Genomic DNA, 20,247 nt, shown 5'->3' with positions numbered 1-20,247 from the left:
GGTGGCCTTTTTTGTTACTATCCATGCAATATCGTCGAATTTTCAATAGTGAGTATTGAACTAGCTATGAAACGTCTCCTGTTTGTATTAGTAGTCCTGCTAGGCTTACTTCAATACCAGCTTTGGTTAGGAGTAAATAGCCTACCTGAATCGTTTCATCTGCGAGAGCAGATTGGTTTCCAGCAAGTGAGTAATGCTAAGTTAGTCGCACGAAATCAAGTCTTGCGGGAGGAGATCATCGATCTTCGCAGTGGTACCGAGGCATTAGAGGAGCGTGCCCGCAATGAATTAGGCATGGTAAAAAAAGGTGAAACATTTTTTCGAGTCGTTGGAGGACAACGGCAGTCACTTAATGCTTCAAACTAATCACTCCGCATTATTTTACCAATTAGAAATAGCATGAGCCTTCTGAAATGAATGACTGCCAAGATAAGATTGTCGCTATCGTACCCGCTGCGGGAATAGGTAGCCGAATGGGAGCCGAGATCCCAAAGCAATACCTGCTGATTGATGAGAAGACCATTTTGCAATTGACATTGGAACTGCTGTTAACTCATCCTCAAATCGATCATGTAGTTGTTGCACTTCATCCCCAAGATCAATTTTTTAATAGCTTACCCCTTTCATCACATCCCAAGTTGCACACAGTCGTTGGCGGCTCTGAGCGAGCCGACTCGGTGCTAGCCTGCCTGAAGCATCTCGGTGATGATTGCTGGGCTATGGTGCACGACGCTGCTCGTCCCTGTTTGACTCATGGTGATATAGATAAACTCATTGCATCTCGGCAACATTTTCCGCAAGGTGCAATTTTAGCTGCGCCGGTTAGGGACACCATGAAACGTGGCAATGTGGACGGAACGGTAAAAGAAACTGTGTGCCGGGAACGACTATGGCATGCGTTAACCCCGCAATTGTTTCCGGCTAGCGTCCTTAAAGGTAACCTCGAACAAGCGTTAGCTCAACAGGCCAATATTACCGATGAAGCCTCTGCGATGGAGTGGGCCGGTGTGTCTCCGGGCTTAGTGGACGGAAGAGTCGATAATATTAAGATCACTCATCCTGATGACCTTTTATTAGCTGGATTATTCTTAGGGAATGCGAATAGCTTAGAGCGATAAAATTTCATTTTTTCCCCTAAGTGTCGATCTATTCCAGAGCTGCCCGTATGGGATGGCATAATGAACACAAATATGGATTGCAAATGAATATACGTATAGGTCATGGCTTCGATGTGCATAAGTTTGGTGGCGAATCTCCACTGCTATTAGGCGGAGTAAATGTCCCCTATGAGACTGGCCTTATTGCACACTCCGATGGTGACGTGGTGTTACATGCTATTTCTGATGCTGTTCTCGGAGCCGTTGCGCTCGGAGACATCGGCAAGCATTTTCCCGATACCGATGCAGAGTTTAAGGGGGCCGATAGTCGCCATTTGATGCGTCATTGTTATCAATTAGCGAAAGATAAGGGCTACTCGATAGGTAACCTGGATGTCACTATCATTGCCCAAGCCCCTAAAATGGCCCCCCATATCGAGGCGATCCGTGAGGTGTTAGCCATCGATTTTGAAACAGATAAAGACAATATCAATGTTAAGGCTACAACGACCGAAAAACTTGGGTTTACGGGACGCAAAGAGGGCATCGCCGTTGAAGCCGTTGTGCTTCTCGTCAAGACAGCCGATTAACTGATCACATCTATTACACTTAATAATAGCAACTCGGTACATTTGACCGGATAAAGAGCGACCATGATTGAACTTCATTACTTACACGGTAAACCTGTTTCAAAAGCAGATTTACGCACACATAACAGCGACTTTCTGGTACAGGAGATTTTACCCTTTGCGCCGACCGGCGAAGGTGAACATCATCTGCTTCATATTCGTAAGGATGGCTTGAACACCGCTGATGTGGCAAAAATTCTATCTGGGTTCGCTCATGTTCATCCTAAAGAAGTGACCTATGCCGGTCAGAAAGATAAAAATGCGGTCACCGAACAGTGGTTTGGAGTTCGGATCCCAGGTAAGGAAACGCCGGATTGGGCGAGCCTCAACAGCGAACAACTTACCATCCTTTCGAGCAGTCGCCATGGTAAGAAGTTACGTATCGGTGCATTGGCCGGGAACCGATTTACTCTGACACTGCGTCAGGTTTCTGATATGGAAGATGTTATTGCCAGAATTGAGAAGATAAAAGAGACCGGCGTGCCTAATTACTTTGGCGAGCAGAGGTTTGGTCATGATGGCAAAAACTTGATCTTTGGAAGACAGATGTTTGCCGGTCGTAAAGTTAAAGACAGAAAGAAAAGCAGTATGTACCTGTCTGCTGTGCGCTCCTATCTGTTTAACCTGGTCGTGTCGGCAAGACTTAGCGAACATGGTTTATCCAGACTCGATGGCGACAGTGTTTTGCTGTCCGGGAGTAAAAGCTATTTTGTTGCTGAGCAGTGGGATGAAACGCTGCTGAATCGACTTGCTGAGAAAGATATTCAGTTGTCGGCTCCAATGTGGGGAAGGGGAGCCGCTTTACCTCAAGGAGAGGCGGCCGAATTTGAAACTAAGGTCCTTGCCGAACTTGAACAAGATCGTGATGGTCTGGAACACGCAGGTTTGACTCAGGAGCGACGTCCCCTGTTGTTAGAGCCGCAACATTTCAGCTATCAACAAGAGGGCGACGATATCTTAGTCATCAAGTTTGCTCTGCCTGCGGGCAGTTTTGCGACTTCGGTGTTAAGGGAGTTGTTTGACTATGAAGATGTCAAAGATCGCGAATTTCGATTGCGCCAGCAAGCAAGGCAAGCCGAAGCCAACGCTTAAATAACCAGTTAATTAAGCATTGATTTAAAAATTATAGAATTGGAAAACCAGGGCCGGTAATTAATGATAAAGATCCTAGTAAGTAATGATGATGGTGTTACGGCGCCGGGTATAAAGGCACTTTCAGATGCTCTATCCACTTCTTATCAGGTGATGACTGTTGGCCCTGACAGAAACTGTTCGGGTGCGAGTAACTCTTTAACCTTGACGAACCCTCTACGTATCAATACCTTGAGTAATGGCTATGTATCGGTAAGCGGGACGCCTACTGATTGTGTGCACCTGGCCATTCGTGAGCTATACACAGATGAACCCGATATGGTGGTATCCGGTATAAATGCCGGGGCAAACTTAGGTGATGATACCTTGTACTCAGGTACAGTAGCGGCGGCGATGGAAGGGCGGTTTCTCGGTTTACCGGCAATTGCTATCTCATTGGTTGGCTCAAACCTGACTCACTACGAAACGGCCGCTCATTTCGCCTGTAAGGTGGTAGCCGGATTACTGAAGAAACCGATAGCACAAGATCAAATACTGAATATTAACGTTCCCGATCTCCCCATCGAAATGATAAAAGGGATCAAGGTGACGCGCCTGGGCGCAAGGCATAAAGCAGAAGGTATGGTGCGTACTCAAGATCCCGCTGGGCGTGATATTTTTTGGTTGGGCCCTCCCGGCGATGAACAAGATGCCAGTGAAGGTACCGATTTTCACGCCGTGAGCAATGGCTATGTGTCGGTAACGCCATTGACAGTAGACTTAACGGCTTTTGAGCAGATCTCAACAATGCAACAATGGATAGATAAGATATGAATGGGGTAGCGACAAAGTCCGCGTTGAATCTGGCGAGAAGCTTGTATGATGCAGGGATTAGAAATGAAGATGTTTTAAAGGCATTGGCGGATACGCCAAGAGAGATGTTCTTGGATGCGGCGCTTGGCCATAAGGCTTATGAAAATACAGCATTACCCATAGGGCAGGGCCAAACTATCTCTCAACCCTATATTGTCGCAAGAATGACTGAACTTTTATTGGAAAATACACCTAAGAAAGTGCTGGAGATAGGTACAGGATCGGGTTACCAGGCCGCCATCTTAGCTAAGCTGGTTCCTGAGCTTTGTACGGTTGAACGAATAAAGAGTTTACAGATCCAGGCGAGACAGCGTCTTAAGAGACTGGATCTTCACAATATCTCTTTTAAGTATGGAGATGGTTGGAAAGGCTGGGCCAATAAAGGGCCGTTCGACTCTATTATGGTTACGGCCGCTGCAAGCAGTGTTCCCGATGCCCTACTTGCTCAATTAGCGGACAAAGGCGTGCTTGTTATACCAGTAGGTGAAGAGTCTCAACAACTGCTGAAAGTGGTCCGTCATGGTGAAACTTTCAGTTCTGAAGTGGTCGAAATGGTTCGGTTTGTTCCATTGGTTAATGGTGAACTGGCATAGTGTCATGCTTGTGGCCGACAATTAAGTTTAGGAGCGTTTTTTGGTAGTTGCGTTTAAGACGTATTGGGGCAGTTTGATCTTTTGTTGCCTTTCGCTAATTTTAGTCGGCTGCAGTTTTCAGTCAGATAGACCTGCACCTGTCGCGAGCGTCAATATCCCGGTCAAAACGGCTTATAACAAAGGGTCATTAAAATCTGATTCTTATCGCGTAAAGCAAGGTGATACTCTCTATTCTATAGCGTGGGCATCTAACAATGATTTTATTAAATTAGCTAATAAAAACAATCTTAAAAAGCCCTATACCATCTTCCCCGGTCAGAAACTTAACCTCAATTTGACACGCTCTGTTACAAATAGTCAACAGTCTAAAAGCGCGTCAAATAATAGTCCAAAAGTTGTACCGGCAAAGGAAAAAGTCACTAATAAACAGGTAGATAGTAAGCATGTTTCGGTTGAGAAAGTAAAAACGACACCATCAAAGAAATCACTTGATCAAGCTCACAAGTCTGCGTATTCTGTAACAAGCGGTCAACAAGATGTTAACCAGACTGTCCACAGGCCAACCAGTACTCTTCCAAAGAAGGTAAGCAGGTGGCAGTGGCCAAGGAGAGGTAAGTTGATTGGCACTTTTTCTGCCAAAGAGCAGGGAAATAAAGGAATTAAGATAGCAGGGAATCGTGGTGACATAATAAAATCCGCAGCCGATGGGCGTGTTGTATATGCGGGAAGTGCACTTCGAGGCTATGGAAACTTAGTCATTATCAAACATAGTGATGATTACTTAAGCGCCTACGCACATGCTGATAAGATCTTAGTCAAAGAGAAGCAGTTTGTAGCAGTAGGACAAACGCTGGCGAAAATGGGTAGTACAGGTACTGATCGGGTCATGTTACATTTTGAGATCCGGTACCATGGAAAATCTGTTAACCCACTAAAATATTTACCTAAACAATAATGGTTTAGGAGCCAATTTTGGCATTTGGAGGATAGTAAAGTGCAGTAATTTTTGAGAAAAATTTGGGAGATCATTTTATGGGTCGTAAAAACAGTACCGCAATAGCGGAGCCTTTAGTGGACTTGTCTAAGAACGAGTCTGATTGTGTCACTAGCAAAGGAAATAAAGCACAAGAAAATGAGCTTGAACAGCAAGTGCAGGATGATTTACAAAAAAATCTGGATGCTACTCAGCTGTACTTAAGTGAAATTGGTTTTTCCCCCCTACTGAGTGCGGAAGAAGAGGTTTATTTTTCCCGTAAAGCCCTAAAAGGCTGCGGAAAATCTCGTAATCGCATGATAGAAAGTAATCTAAGACTTGTCGTCAAAATTGCCCGTCGTTATAACAATCGTGGTTTAGCGCTATTGGATCTCATCGAAGAGGGAAATCTAGGCTTAATCAGGGCTGTTGAAAAGTTTGATCCTGAAAGAGGTTTTCGTTTTTCAACCTATGCTACATGGTGGATCAGGCAGACGATTGAACGTGCGATCATGAATCAAACCAGAACGATTCGTTTACCTATACATGTTGTTAAAGAGCTCAATGTTTATCTGCGTACGGCCAGAGAGCTGGCACATAAGCTGGATCATGAGCCAACAGCAGAAGAGATCGCTGAAAAGCTGGATCTTCCCAGTGCAGATGTCAGTCGCATGTTAAAGCTAAATGAAAGGATCACTTCCGTTGATACCCCTCTGGGTGGAGATAATGATAAGGCATTACTCGATGTGCTTGCCGATGACGATAATGTCGGCCCGGACTACAAAGTTCAAGATGAGGATATGTCTAAATCAGTAGTAAAATGGTTAGATGAACTCAATACAAAACAGAGAGAGGTGTTAGCGCGCCGTTTTGGATTGTTGGGATATGAACCATCAACACTTGAAAATGTGGGTAAAGAGATTGGGTTAACCAGAGAGCGAGTTCGTCAGATCCAGGTAGAAGCATTAAAACGACTTAAAGATCTGCTGGGATCACAGGGATTATCGGTTGAGGCTATTTTTAAAATCTGACCTTGTATAACTGCTTAATGCATTCGAGAGCTTTGACTTTTTTAGGCAGTTAGTCACTTAATATGATAATGCTCTGATGAGTCCTTATCTCTTTTTAATCATATTTATCGGTTTTGGTTCGTCAGTATTCGTTGTAGATAAATGATGATTTATATCAGGCATTCAGGATAATTAAAAAGCGCACAATTTTGTGCGCTTTTTGTTATTTGACGTACAAGCTTTCTCAATTGGTATTAATTGGCTAAGCGCTTAAGTTCATACAGGATATCGAGCGCCTGTCTTGGGCTTAGCTCATCAGGATTAACCTTATCCAATGCCTCATCTACAGCTGAGCTTACCGGTTCATCAAATACCATACTCTGTTGATTTGAATTGGCCGTTGAGTCTACGGCGCTGTTAGTATCACGGCTCTCCAAGTGATGTAGCTTATGTTTTGCTGCTGTGATGACCTTACCTGGCACCCCCGCGAGCGCGGCGACCTGCAAACCATAACTTTTACTTGCAGCTCCCTCCTGCACTGCATGCATAAACACTATGGTGTCGCCATGCTCGATAGCGTCAAGGTGCACATTTTCAACGTTTGACATGAGCTCGGGGAGTTGAGTGAGCTCAAAATAATGGGTAGCAAACAGGGTCATAGCTTCAATTTTCTGAGCTAAGTACTCGGCTGCAGACCAGGCAAGAGAGAGGCCATCGTAGGTCGAGGTTCCTCGACCAATCTCATCCATCAATACCAGACTTTCCGGGGTGGCATTATGGAGAATATTGGCGGTTTCAGTCATTTCGACCATAAAGGTTGAGCGACCGGAAGCCAGATCGTCGGCTGCACCGATACGGGTAAATATGCGATCGACCGGGCCTATCACTGCGCTCTGGGCGGGGACATAACAACCTATGTGCGCCATTAATGTGATTAAGGCGACCTGACGCATATAGGTAGATTTTCCCCCCATATTCGGCCCCGTCACGATGAGCATTTTTCGCGTCGGATTCAAGGTTACCGGGTTGGCAATAAATGGTGATTGGCTCACCTGTTCTACCACCGGGTGACGCCCGGCTTCTATGTGTATACCGGAATGTTGCGACAGTGTCGGGCAGTGATAATTTAATGTTTCCGCACGCTCAGCGAAGGTATTTATCACATCGAGTTCGGCAGCGCCCTGTGCAAAGAGTTGCAGCTCATGAAGCTTAGGCAGTATCTGATCGAATAGTTGTTCCCATAGCTGCTTTTCCAGTGCCAAAGCCTTTCCCTGACTGGAGAGCACTTTCTCTTCATGCTCTTTAAGTTCGGCAATGATGTAACGTTCGGTATTTTTGAGCGTCTGTCTGCGCTGATAGCTCAATGGAACCAGATCAGACTCTCTGCGGCTGACCTCAATATAATAGCCATGAACCCGGTTATAGCCGACCTTAAGCGTCGAGATACCGGTCAGCTCTTTCTCTCTCGCTTCAAGCTCAGACAGATAATCCGTTGCGCCTTGGCTAAGTGCCCGCCACTGATCCAGCTCGGCATTGTAGCCCTCTTTAAGTACGCCACCATCGCGGATAAGCATAGGTGGGTTATCTACAATCGCACGTTCTAACAGCTCGAGTTCATCGGGAAATTCACCGAGCATTCTGGCCAGGTGGTGTAGGTGGGGAGACTGACAGCTGGTAAGTGATTGCTGAATTTCCGGTAACAGGGATATGGCTTGCTTTAGGCGGGCAAAGTCTCTTGGTCTGGCGCTGCGAAGCGCAAGTCTTGCGGTGATCCGCTCGACATCGCCCAGGGCTTTTAGCTGAGATTCCAGGGTCTCGAACAAATTCGTGTCTAATATCTCTGTGAGTGCACTCTGACGAGACTCGATCTGTTGACGGTCTCTCAGTGGTTCATGGATCCAGCGCTGAAGCATACGGCTGCCCATTGGGGTTGCCGTATTATCCAGTACTGAGGCCAAGGTATTTTCATGTCCACCCTGGAGGTTTATCGTGAGTTCCAGGTTACGCCGGGTTGCAGCATCCAGGACGATACTGTCGCTTTGGTTGAAGCGAACGATTGAATTAATGTGCGGAAGGGCCGTTCGTTGAGTGTCTTTCACATATTGCATTAAACAGCCGGCTGCCTGAAGTGAGAGGCGCACATTGTCCAGACCAAAACCACGGAGATCTTTTGTGCCGAATTGATCCAGGAGTAATTTTTGGCTGGTATCGAAATCAAACTCCCATTCAGGACGTCTGCGTTTACCATTAAAACCGGAGATTAACCCCATCTCAGAGAAATCTTCGCTATAGAGTAACTCGGCTGGATTGGTTCGTTGCAGCTCGGCTTCAAGTGCCTCGGTAGTGGTAAGTTCTGCGACGACAAATCGACCCGAACTGATATCTAAGGTGGCGTATCCATATCCGCTCTTGCCGTGATAGACGGCTGCGAGCAGGTTATCCTGCTTCTCTTGCAGCAGGGCCTCGTCGGTCAATGTGCCGGGAGTTACAATACGTACGACCTTTCTCTCTACCGGCCCCTTAGATGTCGCCGGATCGCCGACTTGTTCGCAGATGGCGACTGAAACCCTGAGTTGGACTAACTTGGCTAAATACCCTTCAACTGCATGATAAGGCAGACCCGCCATAGGAATCGGATCGCCACCACTCTTTCCTCTGGCCGTCAGTGAGATCCCCAATAATTCAGATGCCTTTTTAGCATCGTCGTAAAAAAGTTCATAGAAATCACCCATGCGATAAAAGAGCAACATCTCAGGGTGTTCAGCTTTTAACGTCAGGTATTGACGCATCATTGGCGTGTGTTTTTCTAAATTTAGGGTATCGATAGCATTCATCTACAAGTCGTCTCTTTTCTGACGTATTAAACAGGCTCTCTCAACGAATTGAGCGCCATAAATAGTTGGCGCCAATATTATCAATATTTTTGCCATTATTGAGCCTTTTGTGGTGAAAAATCGTGAGATTGAATTTTATTAGCCGTAACAGATGCTTCGATAGACGATTTGAGCGTGAGAAAAAATAATCATGATCAGTACTTGATACTGTATGATTGTACAGTATACTAGTTTGCATATTGAGACTCCCACACAGGATATGTTTTCCTGATTGAGTAAAGTCGTGGGGTCAACACGAGATTTATATCAGCGTAACCGCTGTGCCTCTGAGGATATTGAAATGAAGATAGACGCGAACAAAGAGAAAGCACTTAACGCCGTTTTAGGGCAGATCGAAAAGCAATTCGGTAAAGGCTCTATCATGAAATTGGGTGAGAACCGCTCGATGGATGTTGAGACTATCTCTACCGGTTCACTCTCTTTGGATGTAGCCCTGGGCGCTGGCGGTCTTCCAATGGGACGTATCGTTGAGATTTATGGTCCGGAATCATCGGGTAAAACAACCCTGACTCTTGAAGTCATTGCAGCGGCACAACGTGAAGGTAAAGTGTGTGCCTTTATTGATGCCGAGCATGCATTGGATCCTATCTACGCACAAAAGCTGGGTGTTGATATTGATAACCTGCTTTGTTCACAGCCTGATACCGGTGAGCAAGCATTAGAGATTTGTGATGCTTTGACACGCTCCGGCGCCGTCGATGTTATCGTTGTCGACTCGGTTGCAGCACTGACACCTAAAGCCGAGATCGAAGGTGAGATCGGTGATTCCCATATGGGCCTTGCGGCACGTATGATGAGTCAGGCGATGCGTAAGCTTGCGGGTAACCTTAAGCAAACCAACACTATGCTTATCTTCATTAACCAAATTCGTATGAAGATTGGTGTTATGTTTGGTAACCCTGAAACGACTACGGGTGGTAATGCACTTAAGTTCTATGCTTCGGTTCGTCTCGATATTCGCCGTACCGGTGCTATCAAAGACCGTGACGAAGTGATTGGTAACGAAACTCGCGTCAAGGTCGTTAAAAACAAGATTGCTGCACCGTTTAAGCAGGCCGAATTCCAGATCTTATATGGCCAAGGTATCAACAGTACCGGCGAACTTGTCGACCTGGGTGTTGCCCATAAGCTTGTCGAAAAAGCGGGCGCCTGGTATAGCTACAAAGGCGATAAGATCGGTCAGGGCCGCGCTAATGCCGGTAAATACCTGATTGAGAACCCAGCCGTTGCACAAGAGATTGATGAAGCCCTTCGAGCCTTACTGCTAACGCCGGCTGCGCCAGTTGCAGATTCTGCGACCGGAGATGAAAACATCGATCTTGAAACGGGTGAAGTGTTTTAACTTCCCTCTTAAGACGATAGATGAGCCAAAATGAAAGCCATTTGGCACACTATATTCGCGGTTGCGCTACTTGCGCACCGCGTTTTTTTTGCGTTGAAGTTAAGGGCTTTGAGGCCTTAGGTTGATGTGAAGCCAGTGGTTTCCCCGACGATAGCCCTACGCGCTGGAATACGCTTCCTGTTACGAATAAATGTCTGTGCCTTGAGTGTTCACAGCGGATCATTTTTCCATTTTAAAACATTTATCCCGCCCGGGACTTGCAGATTTCCCCCCCTTTGCCGCTTTGTGCTCCTAAAACTCTGGTCGTTATCATTGAGACTGATTATAATGTTCGGCTAAATAGAATGTCGGTGATTTAACAATCACTGTTAGCTTAACCTTATTCAGGATGATTTCATGTATCAAACCACTGCAGCGCTAAGAAGTGCTTTCTTAGAGTATTTCCGTACTAACGGTCATCAGGTTGTGGACAGTAGTTCACTGGTACCTGTTAACGATCCTACCTTGCTGTTTACTAACGCGGGTATGAACCAGTTTAAAGATGTATTTCTTGGTGAAGATAAGCGCAACTATACGCGTGCGACTTCGTCTCAGCGCTGTGTTCGCGCTGGTGGTAAACACAACGACTTAGATAATGTCGGTTACACAGCCCGTCACCATACATTCTTCGAAATGCTGGGTAATTTTAGCTTTGGTGATTACTTTAAGCGTGATGCGATAAGTTTTGCATGGAACTTTCTTACTCAAGAGTTAAAGCTGCCGAAAGAGCGTCTGTGCGTCACTATCTATGAGACCGATGATGAAGCCTATGATATCTGGACTAAAGAGATCGGCGTACCTGCTGAAAACCTTATTCGCATAGGTGACAATAAAGGCGCACCATACGCGTCAGATAACTTCTGGCAGATGGGTGATACCGGACCTTGTGGCCCATGTTCTGAAATTTTTTATGACCACGGTGACCACATCTGGGGCGGACGACCGGGCACTCCGGAAGAAGATGGTGACAGATTCATTGAGATCTGGAACATCGTTTTCATGCAGTACAATCGCCAATCTGATGGTGAGATGCTGCCACTGCCTAAGCCGTCTGTAGATACCGGCATGGGTATCGAGCGTATTGCTGCAATCATGCAGGGCGTTCACTCAAATTATGAAATTGATATATTCCAGGCACTGATTAAGAAAACTGCCGAAATATTATCGGTTACCGATTTAGAAAATAAATCACTGCGCGTTATATCCGATCACATCCGTTCATGTGCATTCCTGATTGCAGACGGAGTTATGCCTTCAAACGAAGGTCGTGGTTATGTTCTTCGTCGTATTATTCGTCGTGCGGTTCGTCACGGTAATAAGCTGGGCGCTAGCGATTCCTTCTTCTATAAGCTTGTACCTACATTGATCGAAGTGATGGGCGATGCGGCTAAAGGGCTGGTGGCAACTCAAGCTATCGTTGAGAAGTCGTTGAAAGCAGAAGAGGAGCAGTTTGCCCGTACGCTGGAGCGTGGTCTGGGTATCCTAGATGGTGCGCTAAACGCACTGAAAGGCGATGTATTAGATGGTGAAACTGCATTTAAGCTTTACGATACTTATGGTTTCCCGGTCGACTTGACTGCGGACGTATGTCGAGAACGTGAGATTTCCGTCGATGAGGCGGGTTTTGAAGTCGCTATGGCCGAGCAGAGAAGCCGAGCTCAGGCGGCCGGACAGTTCGAAACAGATTACAATGATTCTCTGAAAATTGATGAGCAGACCCTCTTCTCCGGTTATACGGAGTTAACTGCTGCCGGTAAGATCACTGCTATCTATAAAGCGGGTGAATCTGTGGATTCACTGAATGCTGGAGAGGAAGCGGTTATCGTTCTCGACAGCACACCTTTTTATGGTGAGTCGGGCGGTCAATGTGGTGATAGAGGTGTATTGTCGGCTAATGGCATCGAATTTGATGTGAAGGATACTCAAAAGTATGGTCAAGCCGTTGGACATCAGGGAACATTAACATCAGGTACTTTATCTGTCGGTGATAGCCTGGAAGCGAACGTCGATAAAAAGCTTCGCCATCGTACTGAGCTTAACCACTCTGTGACTCATCTATTGCACGCCGCACTACGCCAACTGCTGGGTACACACGTGACTCAGAAGGGCTCATTAGTTGACTCAGAAAGATTGCGATTCGATTTTTCTCATTTCGAGGGTGTTAAGCCTGAGGAGTTGAAGGCTGTCGAAGAATTAGTTAATACTCAGATCCGTAGAAACCACAAGCTTAGTGCTGAAGTGATGGACATGGATCAAGCGAAAGAGAAGGGGGCTATGGCGCTCTTCGGTGAGAAATATACCGACGAAGTCAGAGTTGTCACTATGGGCGATTTCTCTATCGAACTTTGTGGTGGTACTCACGTGGGTCGTACCGGTGATATTGGTCTGTTTAAGATCACCTCGGAAGGTGGTATTGCTGCAGGCGTGCGTCGCATCGAAGCGGTAACCGGCGCGGCGGCTATGGCCTATGTAGCAGGGCAAAAAGCGGAGTTAGACCAAGCTGCTGCGTTGCTTAAAGCTGATAGTGCATCTGTTGTTTCTAAGCTTAAAGCACAGTTGGATCGCACTAAGCTGCTTGAAAAAGAGTTATCTCAGCTTAAAGATAAGCTTGCTGCGGCCACAAGTGCCGATTTAGCGGGTGAAGCACAGCAGATCAACGGTGTGAATGTGTTGGTTAAAAAGCTGGACGGTGTCGAAGCCGGTGCGCTACGTGGATTGCAAGATGAGCTGAAGCAGAAGCTTGGCTCTGGCATCGTGGTTCTGGGTATCGCCGGAGATGCAAAAGTTAATCTGATCGTAGGTGTAACCAAAGATTTGACCGCTAAAGTTAAGGCGGGTGAGCTGGTAGCTTCGATTGCATCTCAAGTCGGTGGTAAAGGTGGCGGTCGACCAGATATGGCGCAAGCCGGTGGTAGCCAACCAGAGAACCTGGATAGTGCCTTAGAGCAAGTTATCCCATGGCTTACAGAGCGTTTGGCTTAACCGTTAGCTTAATATCAGTCGGTTAATAGTCAGTTTTGGCAATCTAAAAGCGTTTCAGCGATCTGAAACGCTTTTTTATTGTTTGATGTTTAGTGTAGGACCGGCTTTAGCGGGGAAGGATTATTCGCATTTTGTAACCGTTTGACTATGTTAATGTAGGGATTGTTAAAGTAATTGATCACCAATCGTTCTATCTTGATGATAAAGGACTTTGTTCCTTGGGTAATTATAGATTTAATGCTAGCTTAACCACAGAGTCTGGCATTAGCTTAGCTATTGCTAAGGGCCCTATCATGTTATCAGGTACTGTTCGGGGGCTATATCACGCTTTTGAATTAAATAAGCTGCATTTTAATGATGGATTTCGGTAAGAGTACTATTAATTTGTACTAAGCTAACCTTATAATACGTATATATAACGGATTAGTGCCGTGTAAAGCAGAATTTGGAACTAAAGGAGTAAACGAATGCTGATATTGACTCGTCGTGTTGGTGAAACACTGATGATTGGTGATGAAGTAACTGTCACTGTTTTAGGCGTTAAAGGTAATCAAGTACGTATCGGTGTGAATGCACCTAAAGAAGTTTCAGTACATCGTGAAGAGATCTACCAGCGCATTCAGTCTGAAAAAGCTGGCAACCCTTCTGAAGGTGGCAATTTCTAATCTAGCCTGCACAAGATTAGTCTTGAAATAGAGAAGTCAGTTTATCGCTGACTTTTTTGCTTTCTGGCATTCGGTATCTGTTTATAGAGTAATTTCATCCTGTTCTCCTGTTCTCCTGTTCTCCTGTTCTCCTGTTCTCCTGTTCTCCTGATACCTTCTAGTTGTGTCCCCAAGAGTACCAAGCTCATTCATTGGCCTGCTTGTCACATGACCTTTGGTTTCCTCTGAGCTATAGATGATGATTGTAGGACGTATGGAACATCAGCAAGTATCTCTGTAAGGCATCGAGTTCTAGGGGAAGGGCCATAGGCTATAGGAGGTAGGGCAAAGGATAGAGCATCACTGACTATGTCACTGGGGGCCGTTAATCCTGGGCATCGGTTGTGGTCTATCTCTATATCGCACGCTTATAGGTATGATTGAGATGTAGCAGGCCGGATATTGGAGATAGATGACGCGTGGTGCAGTGGCTGGGGAACCAATAGCGCCAGGCCTAAAATGCTTACGATTCCCGCTGAATGATCAGATATTTAATAGGATTGGTATAATATTTGGTTGATCTGTTTAAAAACACCCCAAACAGAAATGCTTTAAAAGAAATGGTTTGACTTATTTTCTTCAAACAGTAATATGTGCGCCAAGAAACGGAGAGGTGGCCGAGTGGCCGAAGGCGCTCCCCTGCTAAGGGAGTATGGGCTTTAAATCCCATCGAGGGTTCGAATCCCTCCCTCTCCGCCATTTCTTACTTGCAAAATACGATGCGGATGTAGCTCAGCTGGATAGAGTACCTGGCTACGAACCAGGCGGTCGGAGGTTCGAATCCTCCCATCCGCACCATTTTTGTGAGATGACGGAATATATTGAAACGCGTTGCGGATGTAGCTCAGCTGGATAGAGTACCTGGCTACGAACCAGGCGGTCGGAGGTTCGAATCCTCCCATCCGCACCATTCAATATATAGAGTCGAAAAGTTTTATTTGTGCGGATGTAGCTCAGCTGGATAGAGTACCTGGCTACGAACCAGGCGGTCGGAGGTTCGAATCCTCCCATCCGCACCATATTCAAGTTTCCAGTTAATTGATTAACTGGAAATAAAGTTGTCTGAGTATTGATGACTTTAAGATGTAAGATTTGCGCGTGTAGCTCAGCTGGATAGAGTACCTGGCTACGAACCAGGCGGTCGGAGGTTCGAATCCTCCCACGCGCACCATTTACTTTTATAAAGTGAATTAGGAGAGGTGGCCGAGTGGCCGAAGGCGCTCCCCTGCTAAGGGAGTATGGGCTTTAAATCCCATCGAGGGTTCGAATCCCTCCCTCTCCGCCATTACAATCAAGCCCGTTGATGCAATCAACGGGTTTTTTTGTGGCTTAAGGTAGTTCTTAATGTCTTATGCTCAACGCAATGAGATCGTTAAATAAAGATTACTATTAGAAGAAAGATATCGCGCGTGTAGCTCAGCTGGATAGAGTACCTGGCTACGAACCAGGCGGTCGGAGGTTCGAATCCTCCCACGCGCACCATCTCTTTTAGATTAAGCCTGATAATTGGTGTTAAAGTGTTATTTGTGCGGATGTAGCTCAGCTGGATAGAGTACCTGGCTACGAACCAGGCGGTCGGAGGTTCGAATCCTCCCATCCGCACCATATTCAAGTCTGTTTAACTGGTTTAGTTATTAATTAGTTAGGCGGAAATAAAGTTGTCTGAGTATTGATGACTTTAAGATGTAAGATTTGCGCGTGTAGCTCAGCTGGATAGAGTACCTGGCTACGAACCAGGCGGTCGGAGGTTCGAATCCTCCCACGCGCACCATCTCTTTTCAGACAAGGTCTGAAAGTCAGTGTTAAGTGTTAAGTGTTAAGTGTTAAGTGTTAAGTGTTAAGTGTTAATTGTGCGGATGTAGCTCAGCTGGATAGAGTACCTGGCTACGAACCAGGCGGTCGGAGGTTCGAATCCTCCCATCCGCACCATATTCAAGTCTGTTTAACTGGTTAAGTTATTAATTAGTTAAGCGGAAATAAAGTTGTCTGAGTATTGATGGCTTTAAGATGTAAGATTTGCGCGTGTAGCTCAGCTGGATAGAGTACCTGGCTACGAACCAGGCGGTCGGAGGTTCGAATCCTCCCACGCGCACCATTTACTTTTTCGAGTAAATTAGGAGAGGTGGCCGAGTGGCCGAAGGCGCTCCCCTGCTAAGGGAGTATGGGCTTTAAATCCCATCGAGGGTTCGAATCCCTCCCTCTCCGCCATTAACTCTATATTAAAGCCCATTGATAATATCAATGGGCTTTTTTGTACCTGTCGCTTTTCTCTTTCTCTTTTCATCTTTTGTCTTTCATCATCACTTATCACTTATCACTTATCACTTTCTTAAAGTACTGCATAATTTTTCATTTTGGTCGTTTTTTGTCTTTTATTCTAAATTCAATTTCTATCTATTCACTGCTCCATTTACTTAAAAGTAATGAAAACCGCTTGCCTGTTGATGATTCCTTATTAATGTCTTGCATAAAATGGTGAATTCTCTTCGTTGATGGTTTGTTTTTGCTTTTATTGGTATGACCAATTTACAAGGTGCTCGCAATTTTGTTATAGATTAGTTATTGTTTTTCCCGTGAACAGGGTTAATTTGCTCAATAAATGGATGGTTTTTGGTGTTTACCCGGTGGTTTTCAGGCTTTAACTGAATAAAAAACTGCCTGGTGATGCTATATATTCATTGGTGGAGTAAATTTGATACAGAGGGTGATATGGATTCAATATCTGAACAAATGATTGAAGCACTTGGCATCATGCTTTTAGGCATGGGACTGGTTTTTGTGTTTCTAAGCATGCTTATCTTAGGCATAAAGTTGGTGGCATATAAATTTGCTCCACAGCCCATTGAGCATAATGAACCAGCTGAAAAGAGAGATACAGGTTCCGCACAGGGCGTGGATCCCCTGATGGTTGCGGTTATCACTTCAGCCATTCACCAATATCGTGCCAAAGCATAATAAAAAATATTAGTAGGGAGTTTTTATGAGCAAGCCACTTGCGTTAACTGATGTTGTCTTACGAGATGCACATCAATCAATCCTCGCCACTCGTCTTCGCACCGAGGATATGCTCCCCATTGCACCATTGTTGGACAAAGTCGGCTTCTGGTCTTTGGAATCCTGGGGTGGGGCTACATTTGACTCCTGCATTCGTTACCTGGGAGAAGATCCTTGGGAGCGACTCAGAGAGCTAAAGAAGGCGATGCCAAATACGCCACAGCAGATGCTGCTTCGTGGACAAAACCTGCTTGGTTATCGTCATTATGCTGATGATCTGGTCCATAAGTTTGTCGAAAGGGCGCATACTAATGGTGTCGATGTCTTTCGTATTTTCGATGCCATGAACGATGTCCGAAATCTGGAAACAGCGGTAAAGTCTGTCATCGAAGTTGGTGCACATGCCCAAGGGACCATCTCTTATACAACCAGCCCGGTTCATAACCTTGAGACCTGGACAGACATGGCTAAGCGTCTGGAAGATATGGGCTGTCATTCATTGTGCATTAAAGATATGGCTGGATTGCTCAAGCCCTATGATGCGTTCGATATGATTAGTCAGATTAAATCTGAAACAGATCTGATCGTTTCAATGCAGTGTCATGCAACGACAGGATTAAGTTCGGCGACGTACCTTAAGGCCATCGAGGCGGGAATTGACGTACTGGACACTGCAATATCGCCTTTGAGCCAGACCTACGGCCACAGTGCAACAGAGACGCTGGTTGCTATGGTAGAGGGGACCGAGAGAGCCACTGGTTACGATATGGCGCTGCTTGAAGAGATAGCCGCTTACTTCAGAGTTGTTCGAAAAAAATATGCTCAATTCGAAGGTGAGCTAAAGGGGATTGATTCCCGTATTTTACGTGCTCAGGTACCGGGTGGCATGTTAACTAACATGGAGAATCAGCTTAAAGAGCAGGGGGCCGCAGATAAATTAGACCAAGTGCTGGAGGAGATCCCAAGAGTACGGGAAGACTTAGGTTTCCTGCCGTTGGTGACACCCACCTCACAAATTGTGGGCACTCAATCTGTCATTAATGTCTTGACCGGTGAACGTTATAAGTCGATGACTAAAGAGACCGAAGGCGTGCTAAAAGGAGAGTATGGTGCGACACCTGCGCCAGTCAATGCTGCACTTCAAGCTAAGGTTCTCGATGGCGCAGAAGCCATTACCTGTCGCCCCGCAGATCTATTGACTGCCGAGTTTGAAAACCTTAGCGCTGAACTTGTTGAGAAGGCAAGCAGTGAAGGGCTAACGCTGGCTGATGAGTTAGCCGATGATGTGTTGACCTATGCACTGTTTCCGCAAATAGGCCTTAAGTTCATCAAGAATCGCAATAACCCCGATATGTTCGAGCCAAAACCTGAGTGTGCAGCGCAAGTTAAGCAGCAAGCCAGTTCTGCAACGGCTTCGAGTGTTAAGCGCGGGCCTGAGACATACACGGTCAATGTACAAGGTCAAAGCTTCGTTGTTGAGGTTTCACCCGGTGGAGATATCAATCAAATTACCCCCAGTGAGAATGTAGTTCCTTTCGTGGCACCTCAAGCGAGTGCTGCAGTGGCTCCGGCACCCGCGGGGGAAATCAAATTGGAGATGAATGCGCCATTGTCCGGAAATATATTTAAGGTGAACGTGCAAGCCGGTGATGCCGTTCGTGAAGGTGATGTCGTCATCATTTTAGAAGCGATGAAGATGGAAACCGAAGTCAGGGCCGAGGCTGATGGTGTTATCAGCAAGATATGGGTAAAAGAGGGGGATTCTGTCGCCGTCGGTAGTCAACTGCTTGGTATAGCTTAGGAGGCCAAATGGAAGGATTAATCGCATTTTGGTCTGAGTCAGGCATTGCAAACTTTACTCCGGGGCAGTTACTGATGATGGGAGTAGGAGCCCTGCTCCTGTACCTTTCGATTGTAAGAGGCTTCGAACCTTTGCTTCTGCTGCCCATCGGGTTTGGTGCTATTTTAGCTAATATCCCCAATGGAGGCTTCACTGAGGAGGGAGGACTGCTCTATTTCGCCTATCATGTCGGGATTGAAACGGGAGTATTTCCACTGCTCATCTTCATGGGTGTCGGTGCACTGACCGATTTCGGAGCCTTGATAGCTAACCCTAAGATGTTGCTTCTTGGGGCCGCCGCACAGTTTGGCATCTTTGCCACGTTGATCGGTGCTATCGGCCTGAATTATGTTCCCGGGTTCGAATTTTCTATGCAAGATGCGGGTGCCATCGCCATTATTGGTGGTGCCGATGGCCCTACGGCTATTTTCCTGGCTTCAAAACTTGCCCCAGAGTTGTTGGGGGCCATTGCTGTCGCGGCGTATTCCTACATGGCGCTGGTTCCCTTGATTCAGCCGCCAATCATGAAGTTGCTAACGACTGAGTCTGAACGTCAGATAAAGATGGAGCAACTGCGTGAAGTGAGCAAGAAAGAGAAGATCATCTTTCCGCTTATGGTGCTGGGCCTAACGATTCTGTTCCTGCCTGCTGCTACACCACTGGTGGGCATGTTTTGTCTGGGAAATCTGATGCGTGAGTCTGGTGTTGTGGACAGGTTATCGAGTACTGCTCAAAACGAACTGATCAACATAGTGACCATTTTCCTTGGTTTAGCCGTGGGCTCTAAACTCTCTGCGGATAAGTTTTTACAGCTCGAGACATTGGGCATCCTGCTCCTTGGTGCCGTTGCATTTGCAATTGGGACAGCCACAGGGGTTTTGATGGCTAAACTTATGTGTAAGATGTCAGGGGGGAAGATCAACCCGTTAATCGGAGCGGCGGGTGTCTCTGCGGTGCCGATGGCTGCAAGGGTGGTGAACAAGGTTGGTCTGGAGTCGAATCAACACAACTTCCTGTTAATGCACGCCATGGGACCCAATGTTGCCGGCGTACTGGGCTCCGCCGTCGCGGCCGGTGTGTTAATTGCTGTATTGGGTTAACTATTTCGGGGCAAGTTAAGCATTCTCGTTTGATAAGATAGCCTGGTTTCTAAACTCAAGTCTCGCAGATTAATATTGTGAGACTTTTTTTTACGCTTTTTTTATC

General features: G+C 46.1%; 15 protein-coding genes and 12 tRNA genes. 26 read left to right on the top strand and 1 reads right to left on the bottom strand.

Annotated features, from left to right (window positions below):
• The first annotated feature begins 66 nt into the window (after positions 1-66).
• The 8 genes from ftsB (at position 67) to rpoS (ending at position 6,267) form a co-directional block, all read left to right on the top strand.
• Positions 67-366: a cell division protein FtsB gene (gene ftsB, locus EKG39_RS02460; RefSeq protein ID WP_126504700.1), complete on the top strand. Its 300-nt coding sequence runs from the start codon at positions 67-69 to the stop codon at positions 364-366.
• A gap of 47 nt (positions 367-413) precedes the next feature.
• On the top strand, positions 414-1,118 hold the full coding sequence (ispD, locus tag EKG39_RS02455; protein ID WP_126503875.1) for a 2-C-methyl-D-erythritol 4-phosphate cytidylyltransferase: 705 nt from the start codon (positions 414-416) through the stop codon (positions 1,116-1,118).
• 83 nt (positions 1,119-1,201) lie between these two features.
• Positions 1,202-1,687, top strand: coding sequence for a 2-C-methyl-D-erythritol 2,4-cyclodiphosphate synthase (gene ispF / locus EKG39_RS02450; RefSeq protein WP_126503873.1), 486 nt, complete (start codon positions 1,202-1,204; stop codon positions 1,685-1,687).
• Positions 1,688-1,750: 63 nt separating this feature from the next.
• A complete protein-coding gene (gene truD / locus EKG39_RS02445; RefSeq protein ID WP_126503870.1) occupies positions 1,751-2,818 on the top strand; it encodes a tRNA pseudouridine(13) synthase TruD in 1,068 nt (355 codons plus the stop codon).
• Between the two features lie 63 nt (positions 2,819-2,881).
• Positions 2,882-3,631: a 5'/3'-nucleotidase SurE gene (gene surE, locus EKG39_RS02440; protein WP_126503869.1), complete on the top strand. Its 750-nt coding sequence runs from the start codon at positions 2,882-2,884 to the stop codon at positions 3,629-3,631.
• A complete protein-coding gene (locus tag EKG39_RS02435; protein WP_126503867.1) occupies positions 3,628-4,263 on the top strand; it encodes a protein-L-isoaspartate(D-aspartate) O-methyltransferase in 636 nt (211 codons plus the stop codon). The genes surE and EKG39_RS02435 overlap by 4 nt, the downstream gene beginning before the upstream one ends.
• A 40-nt stretch (positions 4,264-4,303) precedes the next feature.
• A complete protein-coding gene (locus tag EKG39_RS02430; protein WP_246028397.1) occupies positions 4,304-5,218 on the top strand; it encodes a peptidoglycan DD-metalloendopeptidase family protein in 915 nt (304 codons plus the stop codon).
• Between the two features lie 77 nt (positions 5,219-5,295).
• A complete protein-coding gene (rpoS, locus tag EKG39_RS02425) occupies positions 5,296-6,267 on the top strand; it encodes an RNA polymerase sigma factor RpoS (RefSeq protein ID WP_126503865.1) in 972 nt (323 codons plus the stop codon).
• A gap of 233 nt (positions 6,268-6,500) precedes the next feature.
• On the opposite strand, the gene mutS is transcribed toward rpoS, so the two are convergent.
• Positions 6,501-9,080: a DNA mismatch repair protein MutS gene (mutS, locus tag EKG39_RS02420; protein WP_126503863.1), complete on the bottom strand. Its 2,580-nt coding sequence runs from the start codon at positions 9,078-9,080 to the stop codon at positions 6,501-6,503.
• Positions 9,081-9,420: 340 nt separating this feature from the next.
• On the opposite strand from mutS, the gene recA reads away from it, so the two are divergent.
• The 18 genes from recA (at position 9,421) to EKG39_RS02330 (ending at position 20,141) form a co-directional block, all read left to right on the top strand.
• Positions 9,421-10,482 (top strand): recombinase RecA, encoded by a 1,062-nt coding sequence (gene recA, locus EKG39_RS02415; RefSeq protein WP_126503861.1) that lies wholly within the window; start codon positions 9,421-9,423, stop codon positions 10,480-10,482.
• Positions 10,483-10,878: 396 nt separating this feature from the next.
• Positions 10,879-13,503: an alanine--tRNA ligase gene (gene alaS, locus EKG39_RS02410; protein WP_126503859.1), complete on the top strand. Its 2,625-nt coding sequence runs from the start codon at positions 10,879-10,881 to the stop codon at positions 13,501-13,503.
• Positions 13,504-13,970: 467 nt separating this feature from the next.
• A complete protein-coding gene (csrA, locus tag EKG39_RS02405; RefSeq protein WP_012141666.1) occupies positions 13,971-14,168 on the top strand; it encodes a carbon storage regulator CsrA in 198 nt (65 codons plus the stop codon).
• Positions 14,169-14,814: 646 nt separating this feature from the next.
• Positions 14,815-14,906 (top strand) — tRNA-Ser (locus tag EKG39_RS02400).
• A 22-nt stretch (positions 14,907-14,928) separates the two neighbouring features.
• Positions 14,929-15,005 (top strand) — tRNA-Arg (locus EKG39_RS02395).
• Between the two features lie 35 nt (positions 15,006-15,040).
• Positions 15,041-15,117: transfer RNA gene (locus EKG39_RS02390), tRNA-Arg, on the top strand.
• A 32-nt stretch (positions 15,118-15,149) separates the two neighbouring features.
• Positions 15,150-15,226, top strand: a tRNA-Arg gene (locus EKG39_RS02385).
• Positions 15,227-15,301: 75 nt separating this feature from the next.
• A tRNA-Arg gene (locus EKG39_RS02380) sits at positions 15,302-15,378 on the top strand.
• A 22-nt stretch (positions 15,379-15,400) separates the two neighbouring features.
• Positions 15,401-15,492 (top strand) — tRNA-Ser (locus EKG39_RS02375).
• A gap of 120 nt (positions 15,493-15,612) precedes the next feature.
• Positions 15,613-15,689, top strand: a tRNA-Arg gene (locus tag EKG39_RS02370).
• A 46-nt stretch (positions 15,690-15,735) separates the two neighbouring features.
• Positions 15,736-15,812: transfer RNA gene (locus EKG39_RS02365), tRNA-Arg, on the top strand.
• 89 nt (positions 15,813-15,901) lie between these two features.
• Positions 15,902-15,978, top strand: a tRNA-Arg gene (locus EKG39_RS02360).
• Positions 15,979-16,059: 81 nt separating this feature from the next.
• Positions 16,060-16,136: transfer RNA gene (locus EKG39_RS02355), tRNA-Arg, on the top strand.
• An 89-nt stretch (positions 16,137-16,225) separates the two neighbouring features.
• Positions 16,226-16,302: transfer RNA gene (locus EKG39_RS02350), tRNA-Arg, on the top strand.
• Between the two features lie 21 nt (positions 16,303-16,323).
• Positions 16,324-16,415: transfer RNA gene (locus EKG39_RS02345), tRNA-Ser, on the top strand.
• Positions 16,416-16,916: 501 nt separating this feature from the next.
• Positions 16,917-17,162, top strand: coding sequence for an OadG family protein (locus EKG39_RS02340; protein WP_126503858.1), 246 nt, complete (start codon positions 16,917-16,919; stop codon positions 17,160-17,162).
• Between the two features lie 25 nt (positions 17,163-17,187).
• The gene (gene oadA, locus EKG39_RS02335; RefSeq protein ID WP_126503856.1) at positions 17,188-19,002 is read left to right on the top strand and encodes a sodium-extruding oxaloacetate decarboxylase subunit alpha; all 1,815 of its coding nucleotides are present in this window, start codon (positions 17,188-17,190) and stop codon (positions 19,000-19,002) included.
• Between the two features lie 8 nt (positions 19,003-19,010).
• On the top strand, positions 19,011-20,141 hold the full coding sequence (locus EKG39_RS02330) for a sodium ion-translocating decarboxylase subunit beta (protein WP_126503853.1): 1,131 nt from the start codon (positions 19,011-19,013) through the stop codon (positions 20,139-20,141).
• The last annotated feature ends 106 nt before the right edge of the window (positions 20,142-20,247 follow it).

It is taken from the genome of Shewanella atlantica, from assembly GCF_003966265.1.
GTDB lineage: Bacteria > Pseudomonadota > Gammaproteobacteria > Enterobacterales > Shewanellaceae > Shewanella > Shewanella atlantica.
The sequence above is the reverse complement of the archived record's forward strand: the minus strand, read 5'-3'. Positions and strand labels throughout refer to the sequence as shown.

Coding starts and splice junctions, on each gene's coding strand:
- surE (WP_126503869.1), top strand. CDS start 2,882: ATGATAAAGATCCTAGTAAGTAATGATGATGGTGTTACGGCGCCGGGT.
- recA (WP_126503861.1), top strand. CDS start 9,421: ATGAAGATAGACGCGAACAAAGAGAAAGCACTTAACGCCGTTTTAGGG.
- oadA (WP_126503856.1), top strand. CDS start 17,188: ATGAGCAAGCCACTTGCGTTAACTGATGTTGTCTTACGAGATGCACAT.
- ispF (WP_126503873.1), top strand. CDS start 1,202: ATGAATATACGTATAGGTCATGGCTTCGATGTGCATAAGTTTGGTGGC.
- EKG39_RS02330 (WP_126503853.1), top strand. CDS start 19,011: ATGGAAGGATTAATCGCATTTTGGTCTGAGTCAGGCATTGCAAACTTT.
- rpoS (WP_126503865.1), top strand. CDS start 5,296: ATGGGTCGTAAAAACAGTACCGCAATAGCGGAGCCTTTAGTGGACTTG.
- ispD (WP_126503875.1), top strand. CDS start 414: ATGAATGACTGCCAAGATAAGATTGTCGCTATCGTACCCGCTGCGGGA.
- ftsB (WP_126504700.1), top strand. CDS start 67: ATGAAACGTCTCCTGTTTGTATTAGTAGTCCTGCTAGGCTTACTTCAA.
- alaS (WP_126503859.1), top strand. CDS start 10,879: ATGTATCAAACCACTGCAGCGCTAAGAAGTGCTTTCTTAGAGTATTTC.
- csrA (WP_012141666.1), top strand. CDS start 13,971: ATGCTGATATTGACTCGTCGTGTTGGTGAAACACTGATGATTGGTGAT.
- EKG39_RS02435 (WP_126503867.1), top strand. CDS start 3,628: ATGAATGGGGTAGCGACAAAGTCCGCGTTGAATCTGGCGAGAAGCTTG.
- mutS (WP_126503863.1), bottom strand. CDS start 9,080: ATGAATGCTATCGATACCCTAAATTTAGAAAAACACACGCCAATGATG.
- truD (WP_126503870.1), top strand. CDS start 1,751: ATGATTGAACTTCATTACTTACACGGTAAACCTGTTTCAAAAGCAGAT.
- EKG39_RS02340 (WP_126503858.1), top strand. CDS start 16,917: ATGGATTCAATATCTGAACAAATGATTGAAGCACTTGGCATCATGCTT.